Source organism: Methylobacillus gramineus (assembly GCF_020532675.1).
Taxonomy (GTDB): domain Bacteria; phylum Pseudomonadota; class Gammaproteobacteria; order Burkholderiales; family Methylophilaceae; genus Methylobacillus; species Methylobacillus gramineus.
Genome location: NZ_JAJAVE010000001.1, coordinates 1,410,311 through 1,434,411, shown reverse-complemented (window position 1 = coordinate 1,434,411; position 24,101 = coordinate 1,410,311). Strand labels below are relative to the sequence as shown.

At 51.8% G+C, this 24,101-nt stretch carries 22 protein-coding genes; 11 read left to right on the top strand and 11 right to left on the bottom strand.

The window, feature by feature from the left end; all coding sequences use genetic code 11:
* The first annotated feature begins 2 nt into the window (after positions 1–2).
* The 3 genes from carB (at position 3) to LG201_RS06640 (ending at position 4,230) form a co-directional block, all read left to right on the top strand.
* Positions 3–3,209, top strand: coding sequence for a carbamoyl-phosphate synthase large subunit (carB, locus tag LG201_RS06650; RefSeq protein WP_226771373.1), 3,207 nt, complete (start codon positions 3–5; stop codon positions 3,207–3,209).
* An 82-nt stretch (positions 3,210–3,291) separates the two neighbouring features.
* The gene (gene greA / locus LG201_RS06645; RefSeq protein WP_226771372.1) at positions 3,292–3,768 is read left to right on the top strand and encodes a transcription elongation factor GreA; all 477 of its coding nucleotides are present in this window, start codon (positions 3,292–3,294) and stop codon (positions 3,766–3,768) included.
* 9 nt (positions 3,769–3,777) lie between these two features.
* Positions 3,778–4,230, top strand: coding sequence for a DUF4149 domain-containing protein (locus LG201_RS06640; RefSeq protein WP_226771371.1), 453 nt, complete (start codon positions 3,778–3,780; stop codon positions 4,228–4,230).
* Between the two features lie 60 nt (positions 4,231–4,290).
* Here LG201_RS06640 and yhbY read toward each other — a convergent pair whose 3' ends face one another.
* Positions 4,291–4,578: a ribosome assembly RNA-binding protein YhbY gene (gene yhbY / locus LG201_RS06635; protein ID WP_226771370.1), complete on the bottom strand. Its 288-nt coding sequence runs from the start codon at positions 4,576–4,578 to the stop codon at positions 4,291–4,293.
* Between the two features lie 43 nt (positions 4,579–4,621).
* Here yhbY and rlmE point away from each other — a divergent pair, with 43 nt between their 5' ends.
* The 5 genes from rlmE (at position 4,622) to LG201_RS06610 (ending at position 10,197) form a co-directional block, all read left to right on the top strand.
* The gene (gene rlmE / locus LG201_RS06630) at positions 4,622–5,245 is read left to right on the top strand and encodes a 23S rRNA (uridine(2552)-2'-O)-methyltransferase RlmE (protein WP_226771369.1); all 624 of its coding nucleotides are present in this window, start codon (positions 4,622–4,624) and stop codon (positions 5,243–5,245) included.
* A gap of 80 nt (positions 5,246–5,325) precedes the next feature.
* On the top strand, positions 5,326–7,218 hold the full coding sequence (gene ftsH / locus LG201_RS06625) for an ATP-dependent zinc metalloprotease FtsH (protein WP_226771368.1): 1,893 nt from the start codon (positions 5,326–5,328) through the stop codon (positions 7,216–7,218).
* Positions 7,219–7,289: 71 nt separating this feature from the next.
* Positions 7,290–8,132: a dihydropteroate synthase gene (gene folP / locus LG201_RS06620; RefSeq protein ID WP_226771939.1), complete on the top strand. Its 843-nt coding sequence runs from the start codon at positions 7,290–7,292 to the stop codon at positions 8,130–8,132.
* Between the two features lie 57 nt (positions 8,133–8,189).
* Entirely contained in the window at positions 8,190–9,548 is a 1,359-nt protein-coding gene (glmM, locus tag LG201_RS06615; protein WP_226771367.1) for a phosphoglucosamine mutase, read from the top strand.
* Between the two features lie 109 nt (positions 9,549–9,657).
* A complete protein-coding gene (locus tag LG201_RS06610) occupies positions 9,658–10,197 on the top strand; it encodes a phosphatase PAP2 family protein (RefSeq protein ID WP_226771366.1) in 540 nt (179 codons plus the stop codon).
* Between the two features lie 30 nt (positions 10,198–10,227).
* Here LG201_RS06610 and LG201_RS06605 read toward each other — a convergent pair whose 3' ends face one another.
* Both LG201_RS06605 and LG201_RS06600 read right to left on the bottom strand, forming a co-directional pair.
* A complete protein-coding gene (locus LG201_RS06605; RefSeq protein ID WP_226771365.1) occupies positions 10,228–10,899 on the bottom strand; it encodes a class I SAM-dependent methyltransferase in 672 nt (223 codons plus the stop codon).
* A 124-nt stretch (positions 10,900–11,023) separates the two neighbouring features.
* Positions 11,024–11,860: a zinc dependent phospholipase C family protein gene (locus LG201_RS06600; RefSeq protein WP_226771364.1), complete on the bottom strand. Its 837-nt coding sequence runs from the start codon at positions 11,858–11,860 to the stop codon at positions 11,024–11,026.
* Between the two features lie 131 nt (positions 11,861–11,991).
* On the opposite strand from LG201_RS06600, the gene LG201_RS06595 reads away from it, so the two are divergent.
* The gene (locus tag LG201_RS06595; RefSeq protein ID WP_226771363.1) at positions 11,992–12,360 is read left to right on the top strand and encodes a diacylglycerol kinase; all 369 of its coding nucleotides are present in this window, start codon (positions 11,992–11,994) and stop codon (positions 12,358–12,360) included.
* Between the two features lie 43 nt (positions 12,361–12,403).
* Here the strand turns inward: LG201_RS06595 and LG201_RS06590 are convergent, their stop codons facing one another.
* On the bottom strand, positions 12,404–13,123 hold the full coding sequence (locus LG201_RS06590; protein ID WP_226771362.1) for a hypothetical protein: 720 nt from the start codon (positions 13,121–13,123) through the stop codon (positions 12,404–12,406).
* Positions 13,124–13,234: 111 nt separating this feature from the next.
* On the opposite strand from LG201_RS06590, the gene LG201_RS06585 reads away from it, so the two are divergent.
* Complete coding sequence (locus LG201_RS06585; RefSeq protein WP_226771361.1) at positions 13,235–14,437, top strand: glycosyltransferase; 1,203 nt, start codon at positions 13,235–13,237, stop codon at positions 14,435–14,437.
* 117 nt (positions 14,438–14,554) lie between these two features.
* Positions 14,555–15,805, top strand: coding sequence for a D-amino acid dehydrogenase (locus LG201_RS06580; protein ID WP_226771360.1), 1,251 nt, complete (start codon positions 14,555–14,557; stop codon positions 15,803–15,805).
* Positions 15,806–15,869: 64 nt separating this feature from the next.
* Here the strand turns inward: LG201_RS06580 and LG201_RS06575 are convergent, their stop codons facing one another.
* The 7 genes from LG201_RS06575 to LG201_RS06545 form a co-directional block, all read right to left on the bottom strand.
* On the bottom strand, positions 15,870–18,257 hold the full coding sequence (locus tag LG201_RS06575) for a TonB-dependent siderophore receptor (RefSeq protein WP_226771359.1): 2,388 nt from the start codon (positions 18,255–18,257) through the stop codon (positions 15,870–15,872).
* A gap of 121 nt (positions 18,258–18,378) precedes the next feature.
* A complete protein-coding gene (locus tag LG201_RS06570; RefSeq protein WP_226771358.1) occupies positions 18,379–19,362 on the bottom strand; it encodes a FecR family protein in 984 nt (327 codons plus the stop codon).
* A 21-nt stretch (positions 19,363–19,383) separates the two neighbouring features.
* The gene (locus tag LG201_RS06565) at positions 19,384–19,920 is read right to left on the bottom strand and encodes an RNA polymerase sigma factor (protein ID WP_226771357.1); all 537 of its coding nucleotides are present in this window, start codon (positions 19,918–19,920) and stop codon (positions 19,384–19,386) included.
* 190 nt (positions 19,921–20,110) lie between these two features.
* Positions 20,111–20,890 carry a phosphate ABC transporter ATP-binding protein PstB gene (pstB, locus tag LG201_RS06560; RefSeq protein ID WP_226771356.1) on the bottom strand — a complete coding sequence of 260 codons (780 nt, stop codon included), beginning with the start codon at positions 20,888–20,890 and terminating at the stop codon, positions 20,111–20,113.
* 59 nt (positions 20,891–20,949) lie between these two features.
* On the bottom strand, positions 20,950–21,888 hold the full coding sequence (gene pstA / locus LG201_RS06555; protein ID WP_226771355.1) for a phosphate ABC transporter permease PstA: 939 nt from the start codon (positions 21,886–21,888) through the stop codon (positions 20,950–20,952).
* 4 nt (positions 21,889–21,892) lie between these two features.
* Positions 21,893–22,834: a phosphate ABC transporter permease subunit PstC gene (gene pstC, locus LG201_RS06550; RefSeq protein ID WP_226771938.1), complete on the bottom strand. Its 942-nt coding sequence runs from the start codon at positions 22,832–22,834 to the stop codon at positions 21,893–21,895.
* A gap of 93 nt (positions 22,835–22,927) precedes the next feature.
* The gene (locus LG201_RS06545; RefSeq protein ID WP_226771354.1) at positions 22,928–23,947 is read right to left on the bottom strand and encodes a PstS family phosphate ABC transporter substrate-binding protein; all 1,020 of its coding nucleotides are present in this window, start codon (positions 23,945–23,947) and stop codon (positions 22,928–22,930) included.
* Positions 23,948–24,101: the final 154 nt, after the last annotated feature.

The following is a 24,101-nucleotide window of genomic DNA, read 5'->3' as shown; positions in this document are numbered from 1 at the left end:
TTATGGCAAAACGTACAGACATCAAATCCATCCTCATCATTGGCGCTGGTCCTATCGTGATCGGTCAGGCCTGTGAGTTCGACTACTCTGGTGCCCAGGCTTGTAAGGCATTACGCGAAGAAGGATATCGCGTCATTCTGGTCAATTCCAATCCGGCCACTATCATGACCGACCCGGAAATGGCCGACGCCACTTATATCGAGCCAGTGACCTGGCAGATTGTCGAGAAAATTATCGACATTGAGCGCCCTGATGCCTTGTTGCCGACCATGGGCGGCCAGACTGCACTGAATTGTGCGCTGGACCTGGCCAAGCATGGCGTGCTGGAAAAGTACAATGTTGAGTTGATTGGCGCCTCTAAAGAAGCCATCGACAAAGCCGAAGATCGTGAGAAGTTCAAGACTGCCATGACCAAGATTGGTCTGGGATCTGCGCGCTCCATGGTGGCACATAGCATGGAAGAGGCACTGCAAGTGCAGGCTTCTATCGGCTACCCTGCGATTATTCGCCCGTCTTTCACTATGGGGGGCAGTGGTGGTGGTATTGCCTACAATCGTGAAGAATTCATCGCCATCTGTGAACGTGGTCTAGAGGCTTCACCTACCAGTGAGTTGCTGATTGAAGAATCGCTGCTGGGATGGAAAGAGTATGAAATGGAAGTGGTCCGCGATAGCAAGGACAACTGCATCATTATTTGCTCGATCGAAAACCTGGACCCTATGGGAGTGCATACCGGTGACTCGATCACGGTGGCCCCAGCCCAGACGCTGACGGACAAGGAATACCAGATCATGCGCAATGCCTCACTGGCAGTGCTGCGTGAAATTGGTGTAGATACCGGTGGATCCAACGTACAGTTTGCCATCAACCCTGATGATGGTCGCATGATCGTGATCGAGATGAATCCGCGCGTATCGCGTTCCTCTGCCTTGGCTTCCAAGGCGACAGGCTTCCCGATTGCCAAAGTGGCGGCCAAGCTGGCCGTCGGCTTTACGCTGGATGAGCTGCGCAATGAGATCACTGGGGGTGCCACTCCCGCATCATTTGAGCCGACGATTGATTATGTAGTCACCAAGGTGCCACGTTTTGCCTTCGAGAAATTCCCTCAGGCAGACTCGCGTCTCACTACCCAGATGAAGTCTGTGGGTGAGGTGATGGCGATTGGCCGTACCTTCCAGGAGTCCTTCCAGAAGGCTCTGCGTGGGCTTGAGGTTGGTGTGGATGGGTTGGACGAGAAAACTACGGATCTGGATCAAATCCAGAAAGAACTGGGCGAACCTGGCCCCGAGCGTATCTGGTACGTGGGCGATGCCTTCCGTGCTGGCCTGACGATCAACCAGGTGTTTGACCTGTCCAAGATAGACCGCTGGTTCCTGGTGCAGATAGAAGACATTATCAAGCGTGAGCAGGCGCTCAAGGGCCGTCATCTGGCCGATCTGGACAAGGATGCCTTGTTCCAGCTCAAGCGCCGTGGATTTGCCGATAAGCGTCTGGCCAAGTTGCTGGGTACTGACCAGCATGCGGTGCGTGCTTATCGCCAGGCCTTGAATGTACGTCCGGTTTACAAGCGTGTTGACACTTGCGCCGCTGAGTTTTCCACTGATACAGCCTATATGTATTCCACCTATGAGGAAGAGTGCGAGGCGCAGCCGACTAATAACAAGAAAATCATGGTGCTGGGCGGTGGACCTAACCGTATCGGTCAGGGTATTGAGTTTGATTACTGCTGTGTGCATGCGGCTTTTGCCATGCGCGAAGATGGTTATGAAACCATTATGGTCAACTGCAACCCGGAAACCGTTTCAACGGATTATGATACCTCTGATCGTCTCTATTTCGAGCCGCTGACACTGGAGGATGTGCTTGAGATAGTAGCCCTGGAAAAACCAGTCGGCGTGATCGTGCAGTATGGCGGTCAGACACCGCTGAAACTCGCGCGTGACCTGGAGAAAGCCGGGGTGCCTATCATCGGTACCAGCCCGGATGCGATTGATCGTGCGGAAGACCGTGAACGCTTCCAGCAAATGCTGCAACAGGAAAACCTCAAGCAACCACCTAACCGCACTGCGCGTACGCCGGAAGAGGCTATTCGCTTGGCGCTGGAAATTGGTTATCCACTGGTGGTGCGTCCATCTTATGTGCTGGGTGGCCGCGCCATGGAAATTGTGCATGAGCAGTCACAGCTGGAGCGCTACATGCGTGAAGCGGTCAAGGTGTCTAATGAGTCGCCTGTATTGCTCGATCGCTTCCTCAATGACGCTCTTGAAGTGGATGTGGATGCATTGTCCGATGGTGAAGATGTGATCATCGGCGGCATCATGGAACACGTTGAGCAGGCTGGTGTGCACTCTGGCGATTCTGCCTGTTCATTGCCTCCATACAGCCTCTCGGCTGCGATGCAGAATGAATTGCGTGCGCAGACTGTGATCATGGCCAAGGCGCTAGGCGTGGTTGGCCTGATGAACGTACAGTTTGCGATTCAGGGCGAGACGGTCTATGTGCTGGAAGTCAACCCGCGTGCCTCGCGTACCGTACCTTTTGTCTCCAAGGCTTGTGGCCTGCAGTTGGCGAAGATTGCTGCCCGTTGCATGACGGGTGTCACGCTCAAGCAGCAGGGCGTCACCCATGAAGTGGTGCCCCCTTACTATTCAGTCAAGGAGGCGGTATTCCCCTTCATCAAGTTCCCAGGCGTGGATACCATTCTGGGGCCGGAAATGAAATCCACAGGTGAGGTCATGGGTATAGGCAAGACTTTTGCCGAAGCCTTTGTGAAGTCACAGCTGGGTTCAGGAACAAAGCTGCCCAAGAGTGGCCGGGCGTTTATCAGTGTACGCCGCGAAGATAGGGAGCGTGTAGTCGAGATTGCCCAGGCACTGGCTGATCTCGGCTTCCAGTTGGTGGCTACTCGTGGTACTGCAGGGGCCTTGACCGATGCTGGCCTGAAGGTAACGCCGGTCAATAAAGTGGCTGAAGGCCGTCCGCATATTGTGGATATGATCAAGAATGGCGATATCAGTTTCATCGTCAATGTCACTGAAGACAAGCGGGCTGTGGCTGATTCTTACGAAATCCGTCGAAGTGCCCTGCAACAAAAGGTGACATACTATACGACACTAGCCGGTGCCAAGGCTGCTTGTATGGGGATGGCGCATATACAGGAGCTGGAAGTCCAGTCGTTGCAAAACTTGCATAAGCAACTGCCTAAGTAATAAGATAGTGCTCACTGGAACCACGCCTGGACCGCAGGTGTGGTTTTTGTTTTATTAAGTTTCGGAATTCAGGGAATAAAAAATGAATCAAATTCCAATTACCGTCAAAGGTGCTGAACTACTCAAGGCTGAACTTCAGCGCCTGCGTAGTGTTGATCGTCCTTATATCATTCAGGCAATCTCCGAGGCACGTGCCCAGGGTGACCTGTCCGAAAACGCAGAATACGATGCGGCCAAGGAGCGTCAGAGCTTTGTAGAAGGACGTATTGCCGAGATTGAGGCGAAGCTTTCTCATGCCATGGTGATTGATCCAACAACATTGAATGCTGAAGGTCGTTGCGTATTTGGCGCTACGGTGGAAGTGGAAGATATGGATAATGGGGATGTCTCTACCTACCAGATCGTTGGAGACGACGAAGCTGATATCAAGGGGGGCAAGATATCCATAGGCTCGCCGATTGCGCGCGCCCTGATTGGCAAGGTTGAAGGGGATGTGGCCGAGGTCATGGCACCTGGCGGCTTGCGCTCCTATGAAGTATTGAATGTTCAGTACATCTAGGTTGCAAGCATGAACCACTGGTCCGACAAGCTGGCATTAATCGTTATCACGCTCTGGGTAGGTGCTTTGTGGACGGTGGGATATATTGTTGCGCCCACTCTGTTCCATCAGCTGTCGGATCGTCAACTGGCTGGCACCATTGCAGGCAAGTTGTTTGAGATTGTGGCTTACGTTGGATTTGCCAGTGCGTTTTATTTACTGCTGCATAGGCTAATGCGTGTTGGCACCTCAGCGCTCAAGCAGGGCTTCTTCTGGGCCGTGTTTGTCATGCTGTTGCTGGCACTGGCCGGACACTTTGGTATCCAGCCTTTGATGGCTGCGCTTAAGGCACAGGCCATGCCTGCAGATGTTATGAACAGCGTATTTTCCAGTCGATTCAAAACCTGGCACGGTGTTGCCAGTGTGGCATATTTGATTGAAAGCTTGCTTGGACTGGTATTGGTGTTGAAGGCAAGGCAATAGCGAGAACCGCCAGCAATCTTTGCTAGCGGCATCTACGCAACAGGTATAAGGTATGCGGCCTTACTTGGGAATAACGATTTTAGCTTGTTCAGCCTGACGATAGACCACTAGCTGTTTGCCAATGTGGTGCACGGCTAATGCGCCGGTTTTCTCGCAAATTTCTTCCAGTATTTGAATCCGTGCAGCACGGTCATCGCCAAATACCTTGATCTTGATCAGCTCGTGGGATTTGAGGCTGACTTCAATTTCTTTCAAGACCTGTTCTGTCAGGCCGTTATTACCAATCATCACTACAGGATGCAGGGTGTGACCAAGGCCACGCAGAAAGCTGATTTGTTTGGAATTCAATTTTAAGTATCTTGTTGATTCGAAAAGGCTCGCAGTTTAGCAGATGAAACGCAGACCTACCAGCAAAGCATGGTTGCAGGAGCATGTGAATGACGAATACGTCAAGCGTGCGCAACGTGACGGCTACCGCGCTCGTGCGGCGTATAAACTTCTGGAAATTGACGAAAAAGACCAGCTGATCAAGCAGGGCATGACCGTGGTTGATCTCGGTTCTGCCCCCGGAAGCTGGTCGCAAGTGGCCAGACACAAGCTGCAGGATCACGGTCGTGTAATTGCGTTGGATATCCTGGAAATGCCACCGATTCCAGGGGTTGAATTCATTCAGGGCGATTTTCGTGAGAAAGAAGTATTGGCTGCGCTGGAAAAAAGTTTGGACGGCAAGCAGGTAGACCTTGTAATTGCGGATATGGCCCCCAATATCTCAGGCATCAGTGTTGTTGATCAGGCCAATGCAGCTTATTTGACAGAGTTGGCGCTTGAATTCAGCCGTGACTGGTTGAAACCGGGTGGTAATTTGTTGGTCAAAGTGTTCATTGGCTCAGGTTTTGATGACATTGTGCGTGAAATGCGGGTCAGTTTTGAAAAGGTCGTGACGCGTAAGCCCAAAGCTTCGCGTGATCGCAGTAGTGAAGTCTATCTTCTGGGCCTGAAGCGTAAACCTGCCTAGGTGTATTAACACTAGGGCATGGCGTGCGAAATAGGTTTAGAATAAAGTAGTAGATTCCCTCATGAATAAGGAACGGGACTTTGAATAACATCGTAAAGAATATTGCTATCTGGCTCATCGTTGCGCTGGTACTGATGACGGTTTTTAACCAGTTTGGTCCCAAGAGTGCGTCAGAAAGCCAGGTGGTTTACTCCCAATTCATCAATGAGGTGAAAGAAGGGCGTATTGCCAAGGTGACGATTGATGGTCGCGTATTACGCGGTGTGACCAATGAAGGGCGTAAATTCAATACCTATGCGCCGTCAGACCCATGGCTGGTGTCCGACCTGCTCAAGAACAATGTGACAGTGGAAGCCAAGCCTGACGAAGAGCCTTCACTGCTGATGAATATTTTCGTGTCATGGTTCCCCATGCTGCTGTTGATTGGCGTCTGGGTATTCTTTATGCGCCAGATGCAGGGTGGCGGTAAGGGCGGCGCATTTTCGTTCGGCAAGAGCAAGGCACGTCAGCTGGATGAGAACTCCAACAATACGACTTTTGCCGATGTGGCGGGTTGTGATGAGGCCAAGGAAGAAGTGTCTGAATTGGTCGAGTTCCTGCGTGACCCGACTAGGTTCCAGAAGCTGGGTGGCCGTATTCCTCGTGGCGTATTGATGGTGGGTCCTCCGGGTACTGGTAAAACCTTGCTGGCCAAGGCGATTGCCGGTGAGGCCAAAGTGCCGTTCTTCACAATTTCCGGTTCGGACTTTGTGGAAATGTTCGTCGGTGTTGGTGCGGCACGTGTACGTGACATGTTTGAGCAAGCCAAGAAAAGCGCCCCTTGCATTATCTTTATTGATGAAATTGATGCAGTTGGTCGTCATCGTGGTGCAGGTACCGGCGGCGGTAATGACGAACGCGAGCAGACGCTGAACCAGATGCTGGTCGAGATGGATGGCTTTGAGCCCAATTCAGGTGTAATCGTGATTGCCGCGACTAACCGGGCAGATGTGCTGGATAAAGCCTTGTTGCGTCCAGGACGTTTTGACCGCCAGGTGATGGTGGGCTTGCCTGATATCCGTGGTCGCGAACAGATTCTTAAAGTGCACATGCGCAAAGTGCCAATTGATGGTGATGTCAAGGCTGATATCATTGCACGCGGCACTCCTGGCTTCTCTGGCGCTGATTTGGCTAATCTGGTCAACGAGGCTGCGCTGTTTGCAGCACGGCGTAACAAACGCACGGTGGATATGCAGGATTTTGAAGATGCCAAGGACAAGATATTCATGGGTCCTGAGCGCAAGTCCATGATCATGCGTGAAGAGGAGCGCCGTAATACGGCCTACCACGAGTCTGGCCATGCTGTTGTCGCTGCGTTGTTGCCACACGCTGATCCTGTGCACAAGGTCACTATCATGCCGCGTGGCTGGGCGCTTGGCCTGACATGGCAGTTGCCAGAGCATGATCGCATCAGCAACTACAAGGACAAGATGCTGGAAGAGATTTCCATCCTGTTCGGTGGGCGTATTGCTGAAGAGATTTTCATGAACCAGATGTCTACCGGTGCCTCCAATGACTTTGAACGTGCCACGAAATTGGCGCGGGATATGGTGACCAAATATGGTATGTCTGATCTCTTGGGCACCATGGTGTATGCGGGTAGTGAGCAGGATTCGATGTTCGGTAATATGTCATCCAAGACGATATCCGAAGCAACCCAGCAGAAAGTGGATGCGGAAATTCGCCGTATTCTTGACGAGCAATATGCAGTCGCCCGTCATCTGCTTGAAGATCATCGGGAAAAGGTTGAGGCCATGACCGCAGCATTACTTGAATGGGAAACCATTGATGCCGAACAGATCCACGACATTATGGATGGCAAGCCACCACGTCCACCCAAGGTGCCGGTAGTCAAGAATAAACCAGCGGCGGATAGTGATAGCGGTGGTGGTACCACCGCTGAGCCAACCCCTCAGCCAGCCGCCAAAATATAATCATTTAACTCTCAATAGGCCACAAGTCACTCGACAGCATTTATTCGAGACTTGTGGCCTTTATCATTACGATGACCAACTCTACCAATTTTATTTGTGGCCGTTATCAATTGGATCTTGCCCAGGCCCATGTCATGGGTATCGTCAATGTCACGCCAGATTCATTTTCTGATGGTGGTCGCTATGCGTCTACCGAGCTTGCTGTTGCACACGCACGGAAATTAGTGACAGAGGGTGCTGCTATCCTGGATATCGGTGGAGAATCTACCCGCCCCAATGCCACGCCTGTCAGCCTTGATGAAGAGTTAAGCCGCGTCATTCCTGTCATTGAGCGATTAGCGGCAGAGGTCGATGTACCACTGTCGATTGATACTTATAAACCGGCCGTGATGCGCGAAGCCGTGAATGCAGGGGCGGCCATCATTAATGATATTCGCGCTTTGCAGGAACCTGGAGCAATAGACGCTGCAGCAGCAGGTAATGCAGGCATCTGCCTCATGCATATGCAGGGCACCCCACAGACCATGCAGCTAGAGCCACACTATGATGATGTGGTACAAGAGGTAAAACGCTTTTTGCTGAAGCGTCTACAGACCTTACAGCAAGCGGGGATTGCCGCGGAGCGCATTGTGCTGGATCCAGGCTTTGGTTTTGGCAAGCGTACCGTGCATAACATTGCCTTGCTGGAAGCATTGCCAGAGCTGCTTTCATTGGGGCGCCCCTTGCTTGTCGGCCTCTCACGTAAATCCATCCTTGGCCAGATTGTTGGTAGTGATGTTGACCAGCGCTTGCATGCAAGCCTGGCAGCATCGGTGATTTCGGCCATGAAAGGGGCGAGTATTGTGCGGGTACATGATGTCAAGGCAACAGTGGATGCCTTGAAGGTAGTCAATGCAGTCCTGACGCACGGCTGAGCACCAGTCAAAGCAATTACTCAAGCACATCAATCAAACATTAAGACAGATAACATAATGAGCAGAAAATATTTTGGTACCGATGGTATACGTGGTCGTGTAGGGGAGTTCCCGATTACGCCTGATTTTGTCATGCGTTTGGGCTATGCCGCTGGTCGTGTATTGACGCGCATGGATCATCATCTGGTGCCAGGTACCAAGCCTACCGTCATTATCGGCAAGGATACCCGGATTTCTGGCTATATGTTTGAGTCTGCATTGCAGGCAGGCCTGTGTGCTGCCGGGGTGAATGTGCGTTTGACCGGTCCGTTGCCTACACCTGCGATTGCTCATATCACCCGCGCTCAGCGGGCCCAGGCGGGTGTGGTAATCTCTGCATCGCATAATCCTTTTGAAGACAATGGCATCAAGTTCTTTTCTGCGCAAGGCACCAAACTGCCTGATGAGGTGGAGCTTGCGATTGAGGATGAGCTGGAAAAGCCGATGGCGCTGGTGGTGTCCGAGCAACTCGGGCGTGTGAAGCGCATTGACGATGCGGCAGGCCGCTATATTGAGTTCTGCAAGAGTACCTTCCCCAATGCCATGGATTTGCGTGGGCTGAAAATCGTGCTGGATTGCGCCCATGGTGCGACCTATCACGTGGCACCGCCGGTGTTCCATGAACTTGGCGCTGAGGTGATCAGTATCGGTAATCAGCCGAATGGCCTCAATATCAATCTGGATGCGGGATCTACTCATCCTGAGGCCTTGTGCAAAGCGGTTGTCGATCAGCAGGCAGACCTGGGCATTGCCTTTGACGGCGATGGTGATCGTGTGGTCATGGTCGATAGTGAAGGCAATCTGCTGGATGGTGACCAGTTGCTCTACATTATAGCTATGCATAGAAAGCAGCGTGACAGGCTGGGTGGTGGCGTGGTGGGCACCTTGATGACCAACCTCGCACTGGAACATGCCCTGGCCAAAGCGCAGATTCCATTTCAGCGCGCGAAAGTGGGTGATCGATATGTGCTTGAGTTACTCAATGCCAATGGTTGGCAGGTCGGTGGTGAGAACTCCGGGCATATCCTCTGCCTGGACAAGCATAGTAGTGGGGATGGCATCATTGCTGCGCTACAAGTCCTGTTTGCCTTGCGTGCTTCAAACCAGACCCTGGCCCAGTTGCGCGCCAGCCTGCCGCTTTATCCGCAAGTGTTGATCAACGTCAAGGTAGCGCAACGGCTGAACCTGGATGATAACGTCGAGGTGCAGGCCGCTGTGCAATCAGCCGAGCAAACGTTGAATGGCAATGGGCGGGTGTTGTTGCGTGCCTCCGGAACCGAACCGAAGATCCGGGTCATGGTGGAAGGGCAGGATCAGGTGCTGGTGCAGGCACTGGCTGAAAAGATTGCCGCTGTGGTCAAGCAGGTCACAAGTTAAGAAATATCTTGCTGGTACTCCTACCAGTCAATTGAATTACTGAATTGATGTCACGATAAATTCAGCTAACTGACACCAGATTGTCACAGCTGCATGTGATTCTGCATGCATGCAAAACCGTCTGCTTACTGATTATCTTGATCGCATCAGTGCCCTCGACAGTGCGCTGTGTATCAAAGTCAACCGTACCAGCCATTACCGCATGGTCAGGTGGATGTTTCGCCTAATCAGCCGTTTAGGTGATGGCATGTTCTGGTATGCCATCATGCTGGGCGTAGTTTTAACCCATGGCGAGGCAGGGGTGCTGCCTAGCTTGCATATGATAGCCGTGGGCCTGTTTGGTACCTTGCTATATAAATGGCTCAAGGGAAAAACCTTGAGGCCTAGGCCCTACGAGGTGCACCAGGATATCTGGTTAGCTGGCAAGCCGCTGGACAAATTCAGCTTCCCCTCGGGGCACACCCTGCATGCAGTGGCTTTCACTTTTGTTGCACTGTCATATTACCCTGAGCTCAGCTTGCTCCTGATACCGTTTGCTACCCTGGTGGCAATCTCCCGCGTAGTGCTTGGCTTGCACTATCCCAGTGATGTGCTCGCCGGAGCGGCAATCGGGGCATTGGTAGCTTCTTCATCTTTTCTGTTGATGTAAGCGCCAATTTTCATCACTGCACACGCTGCTCTATGCCTCTCGCAATACATGCGATGCCCAGGAGGGGATGTTGCGCCAGTAGGCATGAAAGCCGCTCGAAAAACTGCCAAACTTGAAGTGTTCTCTTTCCCCTAACAGCACCAGGCTGCGCTTTGAAAACAGGCTGATGTGGCCATTTCTGGGAGCGGCATACCACCAACTTAGGCGCTGTCCCGGAACAATACTCTCATCCGAGGTCATGGTGCTGAACAGGATAATCCCTTGTGGCGCCAATAGATTGGAAAGCCGTTGTATCAGTGGCCTCACATCTGGCACGTGTTCAAATACTTCGTAAGCGGTAATGAGGTCGAATTGCCCCAGGCTGGCAGGGTCGATGTCATCATTCACAAAGGGATCATAAGAGCTTGAGTTCCAGCCTTCTTGCCTAAGCAGCTTACTCATGAGCCCACTACCTCCGCCATAATCCAGATGGCGGAATTGACCCTTCTGTGCTCCCAGCATGCTGATCATGCCTTGGGCATTGGCCTGGGGGCGTATATCCACATATTCAGGGTCAACCAGAATATAGTCTTCGTTGTAGATATGGTTGGCGTAATCCTCGGTTTGCCATGAGGAAAATTCTGGGGCAAAACAGAATTGGCAGGCGCTACAACGGTAGTAATAAATAGGGATGCCTGACAATGGCAGGAACTTCCCGCGCATTTCCTCGCATGATTTATTGAAGTCAACAACATCGAAGGCGGTAGATGCGCTATCGCATACAGGGCAAGGTATGGGCTGGGACATAGTAAAAAGGGGCGGTTAAAAACGCCTTTACTATAACGGATTACTGGGAAAAATAATCAATAGGGCTGGCGTGACCTCTTTTCAGTCCGATGAGACAGCGTTTACGCCATTGTTGCATCTGTTCATTGGTGATGTGGTTGAGTTCTGGCTCCCATAGCGGCCGATCGCCTTGCAGCATGGTGCCAATATGATTCAGTGCGGTCTGGGTCCTGGCAATATAGAAGGCAAAATTCCTGAACAGGCGTTTATCCAGCATACGCATGCCGTGGTAAATCATGTTGGGTAGTCGTGAAAATCTCAGCAGGTGGTCAGCGTGCGCCAGTTTCATCATGGCATTGCTGGCTTGTTGCTGCGAACAATTAAACTGGGGAGCAATAAACCGGCTGATGCAGTCACGGTGTTTGCGTAATAAAGTGCCAGGCGAGCTATCGATAAGAGGCACCAGATAGGCATCCATGGCCCACTCTGCGCCTATGTGCGTGATCATGCTGTTTGCCATCCACATGGCTTCATGTGCGGGGACAAAATGGTTGTGGGCGATGACATCGATATAGAGATGGCTGGCATAACCGATGGCAATGGCAGTCTCTTCATCTGTATGCGCGCTGGCAAGTAGCTGGTGCGCATTTTCCCAATAATGGGTATGGCCGAAGCGACGGGACACAATCGCAAGGTCGGGCAGGCAGGCACCTGCCATCACTAGTTCAGGAAATCGCCTGATGGCTGCTTGCAGTCGTGGATCCAGCAAGGGCATTGCCCAAAGCAGGGACTGGGCAAAATAGACATGGGTAACCAGGCCCCAAGCCTGGGCATCTGTACTGAAGCTGGCGAAGGGTGCCAGCCAGCACATTTTTTGTAATAGCTTGCTGGATGTCATGCTGCATAATGTGCAGCGTGGCCATGAATGGTATATGGCAAAAATATGATCTTATTGTGACAATGGCAGCGGGTTGTTGCTATTTGCTATACTGCGGCGCTTATCAGTCATTGCATCATCTCGAGGAATTCATGGAAAGTCCGTACAAGGGTAAAACAGGCCTGCGCCGATTGATCAATGCTTTCGGTTATTCAGTCGATGGTATCAAGGCGGCCTACCGTAACGAGGATGCTTTCCGCCAGGAAGTGACGCTGGCCGTCATACTCATCCCGTTGGCGCTTTACCTGGGCCATGACGCCATTGCCAAGGCTTTGATGATAGGCAGTGTGCTCCTGGTGATCATCGTTGAGTTACTCAACTCGGCAATTGAAGCTACCGTGGATCGTATTTCACTGGAAAATCACCAATTGGCCAAGCGGGCCAAGGATATCGGTAGTGCTGCTGTATTGCTGGCGCTGATCAATCTGCTGGTGGTGTGGGCGTTGCTGATTCTTGGCTAGCCAGGAACCCGTGTTTCCTGTTGGCGCATGACTTCTTTCCGCATCACCATAGCGGTGCGGAAAGCAGGCGCAAGCCTATACTGAACCAGCGCTCCTCGGTTTGGGTGCCAAGCCGATTGCCATATGTGGTGTCGATCTGCACCCGCTCCGGGATGATCCAGTATCTCAACCCGGCCTGGTAATAAGGCCGTGACCTGTGATCACCAAATGTCTCGGCGATCAACTCCAGATGATGCGGCAAGGGAATTTCCGAGCCTATCCCCCATGTCATGTTGGTACGGCTGAGTTCCTTGTCATGCAATGCGCCCAGGTTGGTATGCAATATCAACTTGTCACTGAAAAAAGAAGCGCTGATAGGCATGTAAGCATAGGCATTGCCTATCATGCTGGAGTTGTTGTCCAGGCGTGGGTGCTGGGCATAGCCCACTACTAATCCATACCCATAGCCATTGGTTTCCAGCGGCTTGAAAATGGTTTTTGCCTGCATCGCAATATCCGTATTTTCCGAAGCCCGGTCTTCGCGCGTGATCGCGCCACCCAAAGAGAGCTCCAATCTCTCTCCCACATTGCAACCAGGTAAGGCCCAGTATTCCATGCTTCCGCGGTTGCGCTTCACCCAGGATTCAAGCTGGCAGCTCTTGGGGTCTACCACGCGCGCATCGTCTGTGACCATGGGGCGTGCCGCAAATATAGAGGGGGAGCACAGGATCAGGGCAAGACAAAGACTGTAACCAGCCGTCCAGGATAGGGTACGAATATTCATGACATCACTCTAAAGAAAATATATGACGAATGCATGGCAGTTCATCGAAGCGTCATAATCCACGCGTATCGTCTTCACATGTATTTCTAGTTCCTTTTGGAGAGGAATCGCGTGAAGATCCTATTTATTTCCGATGTATATTTCCCCCGTGTGAATGGGGTTTCAACTTCGATCCGCACTTTTGTTTACCAGATGCAGGAAATGGGACATGAAGTGCATCTGATCGCGCCTGACTACGGTATTGTGACTGAGGATGAAGCCTGGATCAAACGTGTGCCCGCCCGCCAGATATATTTCGATCCTGAAGATCGATTGATGCGCTATGGCGCTGCATTAAAAATGCTGCCAGACCTGCGCAATGAAAATTACGATGTCATCCATATCCACACACCGTTTGTTGCCCATTACCTGGGGCTCAAGCTGGCTCATTTACTCGATATTCCATGCCTGGAAACCTATCACACCTTCTTTGAGGATTACCTGCACCATTATCTGCCTTGGATCCCACAAAGTATGGCGCGTAATCTCGCTATCAGTATTTCGCGGCGTCAATGTAACGCCGTTAATGCCGTGGTGGCGCCTTCCCAGCCTATGCTCAACGCCTTGCGTGAGTATGGTGTGAAAGCCAGCGCTGAAGTGATTCCTACTGGCTTACAGGCCAAAAGTTTTGAGGCTGCGAATGGAGATGATTTTCGGGATCGTCATGGGATTGCCCGTGATCGCCCAGTGGCTCTGTTTGTCGGGCGGGTAGCCTTTGAAAAGAATATCGATTTTCTATTACGCATGGCCAATGAGCTCAGGCGCCAGCAACCGGACATGCTGCTGGTGATTGCCGGTGAAGGTCCGGCGGAAAAGCATTTGCATGCCTTAAGCCAAAAACTCGAGCTGGCCGATCATATCAGGTTTATTGGCTACCTTGATCGCAATACGGAGTTGAATGCCTGTTACCGTGCGGCAGATGTATTTGTGTTTGCCTCCAAAACGGAAACCCAGGGCCTGGTATTGCTTGAGGCCATGGCGCAGGGTGTGCCTGTGGTGGCGCTGGCAGAGCTGGGTACCAAGTCGATTTTGATCGAAGGGGAAGGGGCAATGATTGCACCAGAGGACGAGCGTATATTTGCAGCCAAGGTATTCAGCTTGTTCTCAAACCCAGGCAAGCGGGCAAAGCTCGGCGAAGCGGCACAACAATATGCTGCCAAGCGTTGGACATCACGCATCCAGGCCGAACGCATGCTGCAGTTTTATCAGCGTGTGCTAAGTCGCAATGCCTTCCATGCCTTGCATATTGATACCCTCAAGACCAAAAACGGCTGATCCTATCCAGTTGGCAAGCCGCCTGTTTCACAAACTATTGACTGCTTTGAACAAGTAGCGTCGCTCTTTCCGAGCTTAATGATAAGCTAGAGGTGTCATTAGCCTGGGAGCATTATCTTGCATGTGATGGTTGTCGGTAGCGGCGTCATTGGTGTCACCACTGCATGGTATTTGATGCAAGCCGGGCATCAAGTGACGGTGTTGGATCGTGAGCCTGGTCCAGCGCTGGAAACCAGCTTTGCCAATGCCGGGCAGGTTTCTCCTGGCTACTCCACGCCCTGGGCTGCTCCAGGGATTCCGCTCAAGGCGCTGAAATGGATGTTCAGGCGTCACGCTCCCCTGTTTGTGCGCCCGGATGGCAGCTGGCAGCAGCTGCAGTGGATATGGCAGCTCCTGCAAAACTGCAATCCCGCACGTTATGAGCTGAATAAAGAGCGGATGGTGCGTCTTGCCGAATATAGCCGGGACTGCCTGGATATGTTGCGGGATGAGACTGGTATTGCCTATGAGGCACGTCAGCGCGGTACATTGCAGCTATTTCGTACTCAGGAGCAACTAGATGGTGCGGTACGGGATATCGAGGTGTTGCGTTTTGCGCACGTGCCTTTTGAGTTGCTACCCAGAGAGTTGCTGATCAAGGCAGAGCCAGCGTTGATTCACGTGCAGCATAGGTTGGCCGGTGGTTTGTGGTTGCCCAGGGATGAAACTGGGGATTGTCACCTCTTCACCACGCGTTTGGCTGAGATGGCTGCCAGCCAAGGCGTGCGGTTTCTCTACCAGCAAACAGTCAGTCACCTGGAAACTTCGGCAGGCAGAGTCTCTGCTGTCGTGGTGGGCGAGCAACGCTTGCAAGCGGATGCCTATGTGGTTGCCCTGGGAGCCTATTCCACAAACATGTTGCGCGGGATCGTTGATTTGCCTGTGTATCCGGTCAAGGGATATTCCATTACCGTGCCGATTATCAATGAAGCTTATGCTCCAGTGTCAACAGTACTGGATGAAAGTTATAAAACCGCGGTGACCCGCTTTGACAACCGTATCCGTGTCGGGGGCATGGCGGAGCTGGTTGGTTTTGACCGACAACTTAGTCCAAGACGTGAGCTCACATTGAAAATGATCGTCAATGACCTGTTCCCTGGTGCGGCTGACCTCTCGACAACCAGCTTCTGGGCTGGATTACGTCCAATGACCCCAGACGGCACGCCGATTGTAGGGGCTAGCCATTTGCCCAATCTCTACTTGAATACTGGCCACGGTACATTGGGTTGGACCATGGCATGCGGGTCAGGAAAGCTGCTCGCTGATATCCTCTCTGGTCGTCAAGGTGACATCAGGCATGATGACCTGGGAATCGAGCGTTATGGATGAAGATCAGGTTGTAGCTAATAAAAAAGCCGACACATAAGTGTCGGCTGCTGATCTCATGAATCAGTTAAAACTGGAAGCTGATGCTGGCCATGGCAGTACGGGGTGCGCCTGGTGTCAGGAATCCGTAGCTCACGTTTGACCAGTAGCGTTTGTCAAAGAGATTGTCTACATATAAACGCATGGTGGTGGGTGTGTTGCCGAAGACGTGGTTGTAGCGGGCACCAATCGCAAACAAATCATAAGCATCGGTGGATTCAGTGGTATTGCTATCGCTGGTCTGCATGGCGCCCGTGTGGCTCCAGTTGCCGACAAATGTCCAGCCTGATAACGCAGTAGGGGCATATTCACTGGTAATGACAACACGGTGATTTGGTGTGGCGGTTGGGCGTTGTCCTTTAGTGGCCGCGTCACCTGTTTCCTCAAACTTTGCATCAAGCAGCATTCCACTACTAAATAAAGTCCATTCCGGGGAGAGCTTACCCGTCAGGCCAACCTCAATACCTTTATGCACCCTGCCACCTGATTGAACGAAAGTGTTGGAATCATTGATGAATTCGGCCGGGCGCTCTATCCTGAAGATGGCAAACTCTGCGAGTAGGTATGGGTTGATCTGGGTTTTGACCCCGGTTTCCCATTGCTTGCTCTTCAGCGGTGCCAGTTGTTTGAACTGGTTAGTGGTGCCTGTGCGCGCGGTACCGCCATCCTCCAGTCCTTCCATATAGCTTCCATACACTGTCACATCTTGGCGTGGTTTGAATAGCAGTGCGACATTGGGAGTAAATTCATTCTTGTCATAGTGGTTACCTGGACTACCATCCGGGTTGTATTCCCTGGTGTCGCGCTGGGTATAGCGACCACCGAGATGCAGCTCCCACTGGTCATGCAAGGACACGACATCATTGAGGAACACGCCACGCTCATCCTTGCGATAGACCAGGTAGTTGATGCCCGTGGCCAGGTGCGGGTTGGAAAAGCGAACAGGACGATACAAGTTGGTGCTTGTCACACTTAATGGCCCCCAGAAGTATTCGTCATAGCGATACTTGAAACGATGGGATGAGAGGCCTACTGCAATATTGTGTCTGAATGGACCTGTGTTGAAGGTACCGTTCAGCGACAGCCGTGTATTGAGGAAATCCTGCTGCTGATTGGGTGATTCAAAAAAATTGAAACTGACATCACCATTCGGTTGCAGAGTCTCAAGGTTCATGGCGCTTTGGTCACGTTTTTGGCGTCCCCAATTAAACTCTGCCAGCACAGACCAATTGTCATTCAATGTGTGTTCAAGTTTGCCACTGAGAATATTCATTTCAGTGGGGTAACTTGCCCAGTTCTGCCCCAGGAAACGTCTTGGATTGATGTGGGAGGGGAGTTGCCCCGTGGTTGTGACGGGGAAGTTTGGCTGGTTGATCTCGTCTCTCTTTTCGTGTTCGAAATCGAGTTGAAAAGTGGTGGCGTCGGTTAATAGCCAATCGGTGGCCAGACTGACGAAATGGCGATCGCTGCCTGGGGCGCGGATGTAGGACTTCTGGCGTTCCACGGCAGCATTCAGGCGAATGCCGAAAGTGCCACTTTCATTTCTACGGCTCAGGTCACTGTGCACCTTGGTATTGCCATATTGATTGATTGAGAAGTTCACCAGGTTCACTGAAGCAGGTGTTGGTCGTTTCGTCACATAGTTGATCAGGCCACCCGGTGATCCGAAACCAGCTTGTAATGCCGAGAGCCCTTTCAAGATTTCTACACGCTCCTTGTTTTCCAGTCCGGTAACCTGCTGGTTCACCAGCATCAGTCCGTTATATCGGTAGTTGCTGGTGTTGTGCAGCGACAAGCCACGTATTTCTGGTGCGCTATACCAGCCTGGGTTATAGCCGGAGTTTGCAACGCTGGCATCGTAACGTTCCAGGTTGCCTAGATTCTCGATGAAATGGTTCTGGATCAGGGCTTGCGGAATGACTTTGACGGAATAGGGCGTATCGATTAAGGCCTGGTGATTGAACCCGGCCACAGAGGCATGTTGGGTGTGGTAACCCTGTGTTGCAAGCCCTTCATTGCCGAGCTGAATGCTGCTGGAAGAGACGCTGACCTCAGGTAATGAAGACTGGGGAACAGCCTCTTCCTTTTTAATGATGTAGCCCTTACCGTTGTTGAGAGCATTCAGGCCAGTGCCTGTCAGTAATTTATCGAGCGCTTGTTGCACACTCATGTGGCCATTGATGGCGGGAGCGGTTTTATCTGCCAGCAGTTTGCCATCACTGAAAATCTGGATGCCAGTTTGTCTGGATAGATTGGTGATGGCAGAGGCGAGGGGTTGGGCTGTGATATTGATGCTGACAGGCGAGGTCTCTGCGGCGGTTACCAGGCTTGGAGCCAGGCTGAATAGTCCGCTGGTACATGCAAGTGACAGGAGGATGCTGCCAATGGCAGGACGGTAGTGAAAGCCGTTTTTCATTATGTTGTGATCCCTAAAGATTGAGGTGGCGCTATGGTCATTACATCAGGGAAGACAGTTGAGCGTTTAAAACGGAGACAGCTGAATGAAAATGATTGATCAATCCTTGTGATGTACGTGATCACTTTGCCTTGAGTGTCAGCGTATGGTCAGCTTTTGATTGGATGGTAACAGGAAGGATCGCAGGTAAGGCCTGCTCCAGGGAGTGTTGGTCGTGTGTACGGAAACGCCCGGTCAAACGCAGTCTGGCAGTTGCTTCATCTGCCAGAGTCAATGGTTGGTGACGGAATGCATTGATGACAGGGACAGCATCTTCCAGATGAGTATCATTGAACACCAGCCAGCCAGAGCGCCAGGCTGATGCATCTTGTGCCTGGGCTTTGCCAAGGCTGACAGTACCGTTCTTGATCAATAATTGCTCGTTGGCGACCAGGTCATAGATTTCTTTTTTAGCGCTATTTTCTGGGGCGAGATGGTGGAAACGCACATGGCCTTGTTCAACGTTGACGGTCACGCTGGTGCCGCGATCGCGTACGGTAAAGATAGTACCAATCACTTCGACATCGCCTGCTCGGGTTTCAACATGGAATGGTCGCTTCTTGTTCGGGCTGACTTCAAACCGGGCTTCGCCTTGGTCAAGGCTGACAAGCCGCTTCTGGCGATACAGGGCAACATGTAAATGCGACTTGGCATTGATGGCGAGCTTGCTGCCATCGGGCAAGGAGACTTCTCGTATCTGGGCAATGTCAGTCTGGTAATCAGCCTCAAATACGGGCTGATGCCAATACCAGATACCAGCCTTGACCAGTGCCGCACAACAGATTGTCAGTGCACCCCATGCCAGCAGAGACTGACGCTGTTTGCGCGGTGTTGTCCTGCTTGCTGCGGGTTCGTCAAATTGTTGACGCAGCTGTGGTGCCAACGTGGACAGAGATTCCAGTTGGCGGCATGCTTCCTGATAAGCGGCTTCATGCATGCCGGATAGATTGCGCCATGCTGCCAGTTGTATCTGGATGGCACGTGCGCTTGCTTCGGGCTCAATTTCCATACGTGCAAGCAAAGTGAGCGCATGTTTGACCAGAGGTGTGGTGTGATGTTGAGTCATAGCGGGTGTCGGGCGCAGGCCTTACTCATGATGCTCTGACAATGCCTGGCGGACTTCAGCAAAGACCGCTGCGCAGTCCAGTGTCGAGCGCACCACATGTTTGGCAACCGCAGATTCAGTGATCTTTAGATGCTCTGCGATTTCCTCCCGGCTGTAACCATATACGCGGAATAGCAGAAATACATCACGCCGCCGCGCTGGCATGATTTCAAGGTGGCTCACAATCTGTTGCAGCAATTGGCGATGCGAGACGAGCAACTCTGTAGAGGGGGATGTCGGGTGCGCATCAATCTGGCTGCGTTCGTTGAGCCAATCGAGCACAATTTTGTCATGGCGTGCCAGATTGATGCAGATGTGATGCGCTGCCTTGAACAATAAGGCGCGTGGCGATTCTATATGGGGGGTGTCACCGCTGGCTGGTGTGGCATAACGATAAACACGCTCAAAACTGGTTTGTGCGATGTCTGCGGCATCGTCGATATTACGCAGTCGTCCGCGCAGGTAATGGCGCAATTCGCGGTACGACTCGAGTAATTCGGTAACGAGGGAGCCAGACATGATCCTGGATACGATGCAGAGAAAAGCGCTATGCTAACAGCTGGCATAGATTGCAATCAAGAATCATTCTCCTTTTATTCGCTGGAGTATCTTTAAGAATTACTGCGCATTAATAAAGAAAATATTGCTTCTGGACGGAAACAAAAAAGCCGGATGGCTCCGGCTTTAATCTGCAATGGTCTAGAAGGACTTAACCGAACTTGCCAGTAATGTAGTCTTCAGTTTCCTTGCGGCTTGGGTTGGTGAAAATACGATCAGTATCATCATATTCAATCAATTCGCCCAGATACATATAGGCGGTGTAGTCAGAAACCCGCGCTGCTTGTTGCATGTTGTGGGTCACCACCAGGATGGTGAGCTTGTTGCGCAGTTCCGACATCAGTTCTTCGATATTGGCGGTGGCAATTGGGTCCAAGGCTGATGTTGGCTCATCAAAAAGCATGATTTCGGGATCAGTGGCCAGTGCACGTGCAATACACAGACGTTGTTGCTGGCCGCCAGACAGGTTGAATGCCAGGTCATGCAGGCGATTTTTCACTTCATCCCAGAGTGCAGCGCCCTTTAGCGCCTCTTCCACCTTGTCATCCACTGCACGCTTGTTGCGTTCGCCACGAACGCGCAGGCCGTAGGCCACGTTTTCATAGATGGATTTCGGGAATGGGTTGGGCTTCTGGAACACCATGCTGATACGCATGCGTACTTCAATCGGGTCTACGCCGTTATCTAGGATGTTGGTGTTATCCGGATGCATGACGATCTGGCCTTCATAGCTATTGCCAGGGTAGAGGTCGTGCATGCGGTTGAAACAGCGCAGGAATGTGGATTTTCCACAGCCTGAAGGGCCGATCAAGGCGGTGATGCGCTTTTCGTATAAAGGCATGGTGATGCCTTTGAGCGCCTTGTGACCATTGCTGTAGTAAAAGTTCAGGTCGCGGGATTCGGCTTTGATCGGGCTAGTTGTTGTAACCATGAGTTAAATATCCTGATTCGATTTTTGTCTGCGTAGTAATAAGGGCAATGCTGGTTGTATTACCACTTGATGTTCTTGCGGATGCGATAGCGCAACCAGATGGCGGTGCCATTCATCAACAGGGTCACAACAATAATCAGTGCCCCTGTGGCAGCTGCATTGATGTGGAAGGCGTGATCCGGGCGTGATAGCCAGTTGAACATCTGGATAGGTAGCACAGTAAAGCCTGAGCTTAGCCATTCAAAGTTGATGAAAGGAGCTGCTTCGGTAATGGGCGATGGTGGCAGGAAGGCAATGAAGGTGAGCGCACCTATGGTAATGATAGGTGCCGTTTCGCCTAGTGCACGGGCCATGCCGATGATAATGCCAGTCAGGATACCGCCTGATGAGTAATGCAATACATGGTGGAATACGACTTGCCATTTGGTGGCACCCACCGCGTAAGCCGCCTCGCGAATCGCCACCGGGATACCACGAATGGATTCGCGCGTTGCCACGATGACGATAGGCAGGATCAATAGACCCAAGGTCAAACCTGCTGTCAGTATGCTTTCACCCAGGCCCAGGCCATATACGAACAGGCTGAGTGCCAGCAGGCCGTATACGATGGAAGGGACACCAGCCAGATTGGTGACGTTGATCTCGATCAGGTCGGAGAACCAGTTCTTGGGGGCGTATTCTTCCAGGTAGACGCCAGCGGCAACGCCCATAGGCACCGCTGAGAAAAAGGTCACCAGCATGACCAGTAAAGAGCCTACCCAGGCCGAAAGCAAGCCAGCATTGCCTGCGCGGCGCGAAGGGTAGTTGCTGAGGAATTCCAGGTTAAAGCGTTGATAACCATCTGATACCAGGTCTACAAACAATATCAGCAGGGTCAACAGGCCCACCATCAGGGCCAGCAAACCGATAATGGAAAAAATAAAGTCATTGCGCTTGTGGCGGCGGATCATGGCCCGCACTTCGGCGAGGTTGGCTAATACAGAGGCTTGTGTTGTCATGATGTTAGTATGTCTCGCGGAATTTCTTGCGGGTGATATGGCCGAGGATGTTGAATACCAGGGTCATGAGCATCAGGACCAGGCCCGCAGCAAAAATGCTCTGATAGCCGATGCTGCCGTGTGGCAGGTCACCCATGGCCACTTGCACAATATAAGCGGTGATGGTGGCAGCGCTTTCCATCGGGTTGAAAGTTAGGTTGGGTTGCTGACCAGCTGCCAGGGCCACGACCATGGTTTCACCCACCGCCCGTGAGATACCCAGGATATAGGCCGCGATAATGCCGGAGATTGCAGCCGGGGTAACCACCCTGACTGCCGTCTGGAAGCGGGTAGCGCCCATGGCGTAAGACCCTTCGCGCATGCTCATCGGCACAGCACGCATGGCATCTTCAGCCACGGAACTGATATAAGGGATGATCATGATGCCCATGACAATGCCTGGGCCCAACATATTAAAGCCAGGCAGTTCAGGGAAAATCATTTGCAACAATGGCGTGACAAACAGCAACGCGAAATAACCAAATACCACGGTAGGGACGCCTACCAGCAGTTCCAGGATAGGCTTGACGATTTCACGGGTGCGGTGCGAGGCAAATTCTGACAGATAAATTGCGCCTATGGTGCCTAGAGGGATCGCCACGCCAAGTGCAATGGCAGATGTTGTCAGTGTGCCGGAAACAAGTGGCAGGATGCCGTAGTGGGCGTCCTCAAACAATGGTGTCCATTGTGTGTCGGTCAGGAAATCAATGATGGAAACATGCTCAAAAAAGCTGAGTGATTCATACAGCAGGATCACGACGATCGCGATGGTGGTGGCGACAGCGGAAAGCGCTGCCAGCATCAGAATGAATTCAATGACGCGCTCAAGAACGTGACGGCGTACATTCTTGGCTAAGCGCGGACTAATAGGCAGATCTATGGGCTTTTGTAACACTTGAGTGGTCATGTTCACGTTAATAATCCGTGCATTGTAACGGAATTGGGGCAATGCATGCGATGCTGGAAAGTGACGGTTCAGTCACTTTCCAGGATTCATCTGCTATTTGATCCGCTTGAGGAGGTCGGTGATCTTGACGCCTACTTCAGGCTCGCCACCAAAACCGGTACCCACTTTCATGGCTTTCCAATGCTCATTCACTGCAGCATATTCATTGGCTGGCAAGGGAATGTACTTTACTTCCTCAACCAGTGCCTTGGCATTGGCCAGGTAGAAATTAACGAAGGCTTTCACGTTAGGATTGTTCTTGGCAGCATTCGCGCTGACATAAATAAACAATGGACGTGATAATGGCTGGTAAGTCCCGTTCATGACGGTTTCACGCGATGGCAGGACGGCGGGTGCGCCAGCTTTTGCCACAATAGGTACAGCTCTTACACGCGTGCTGTTTTCTTCATAGTAGGCAAAGCCAAAATAACCGGTAGCGGCTATATCACTGGCTACACCTTGCACCAGTACGTTGTCATCTTCAGAGGCAGTAAAGTCACCGCGGCTGGATTTTGCCTTGCCGACGATGGCTTCAGTGAAGTAATCAAAGGTACCGGAGTCAGAACCTGCTCCGAACAGCTTGACCGGAGTGTCAGGCCAGCTGGCATTGACTTGCTTCCAGGTCTTGATCTTGCCCTGAGCCTCAGGTTCCCACAGTTTCTTCAGCTCCTCAACAGTGAGGCTCTTGATGAAGGAATTCTTCGGATTGACCACGACAGTCAATGCATCATAAGCCACTGGCAGTTCGATATATTCGATCCCGGCCGCCTTACAGGCTTCCATTTCCTTGGACAGGATAGGGCGGGACGCTTCTGAAATATCAGTTTCACCACGGCAGAATTTCTTGAAGCCACCACCAGTGCCTGAGATGCCAACGGTTACCTTGATGCGCTTGGCTTTCTGGAAATCTTCGGCAACCGCTTCGGTGATGGGGTACACAGTGCTGGAACCGTCAATACGGATAATGTCGTTTTTATCGGCTGCATCTGCGTGTGGGATAGAGAACGCAGCAGCAACGAGGGCAGCAACACCTGCTACCTTCAATAACTGGGTTGGAACAAATTTGGATTGCATATAGGCTCCGTGGATTGATCAAATGTTGCATCAGGCGCTAGAGGAGGCCCGGTTTTTTGGCAACGTGGCAAATATAGAGATGAATTGTTTCATGTTTGTGACAATTCAGCAAAAATGCCATTTTGCCTACTGTCTTTTCCTCATGGGCATGGCT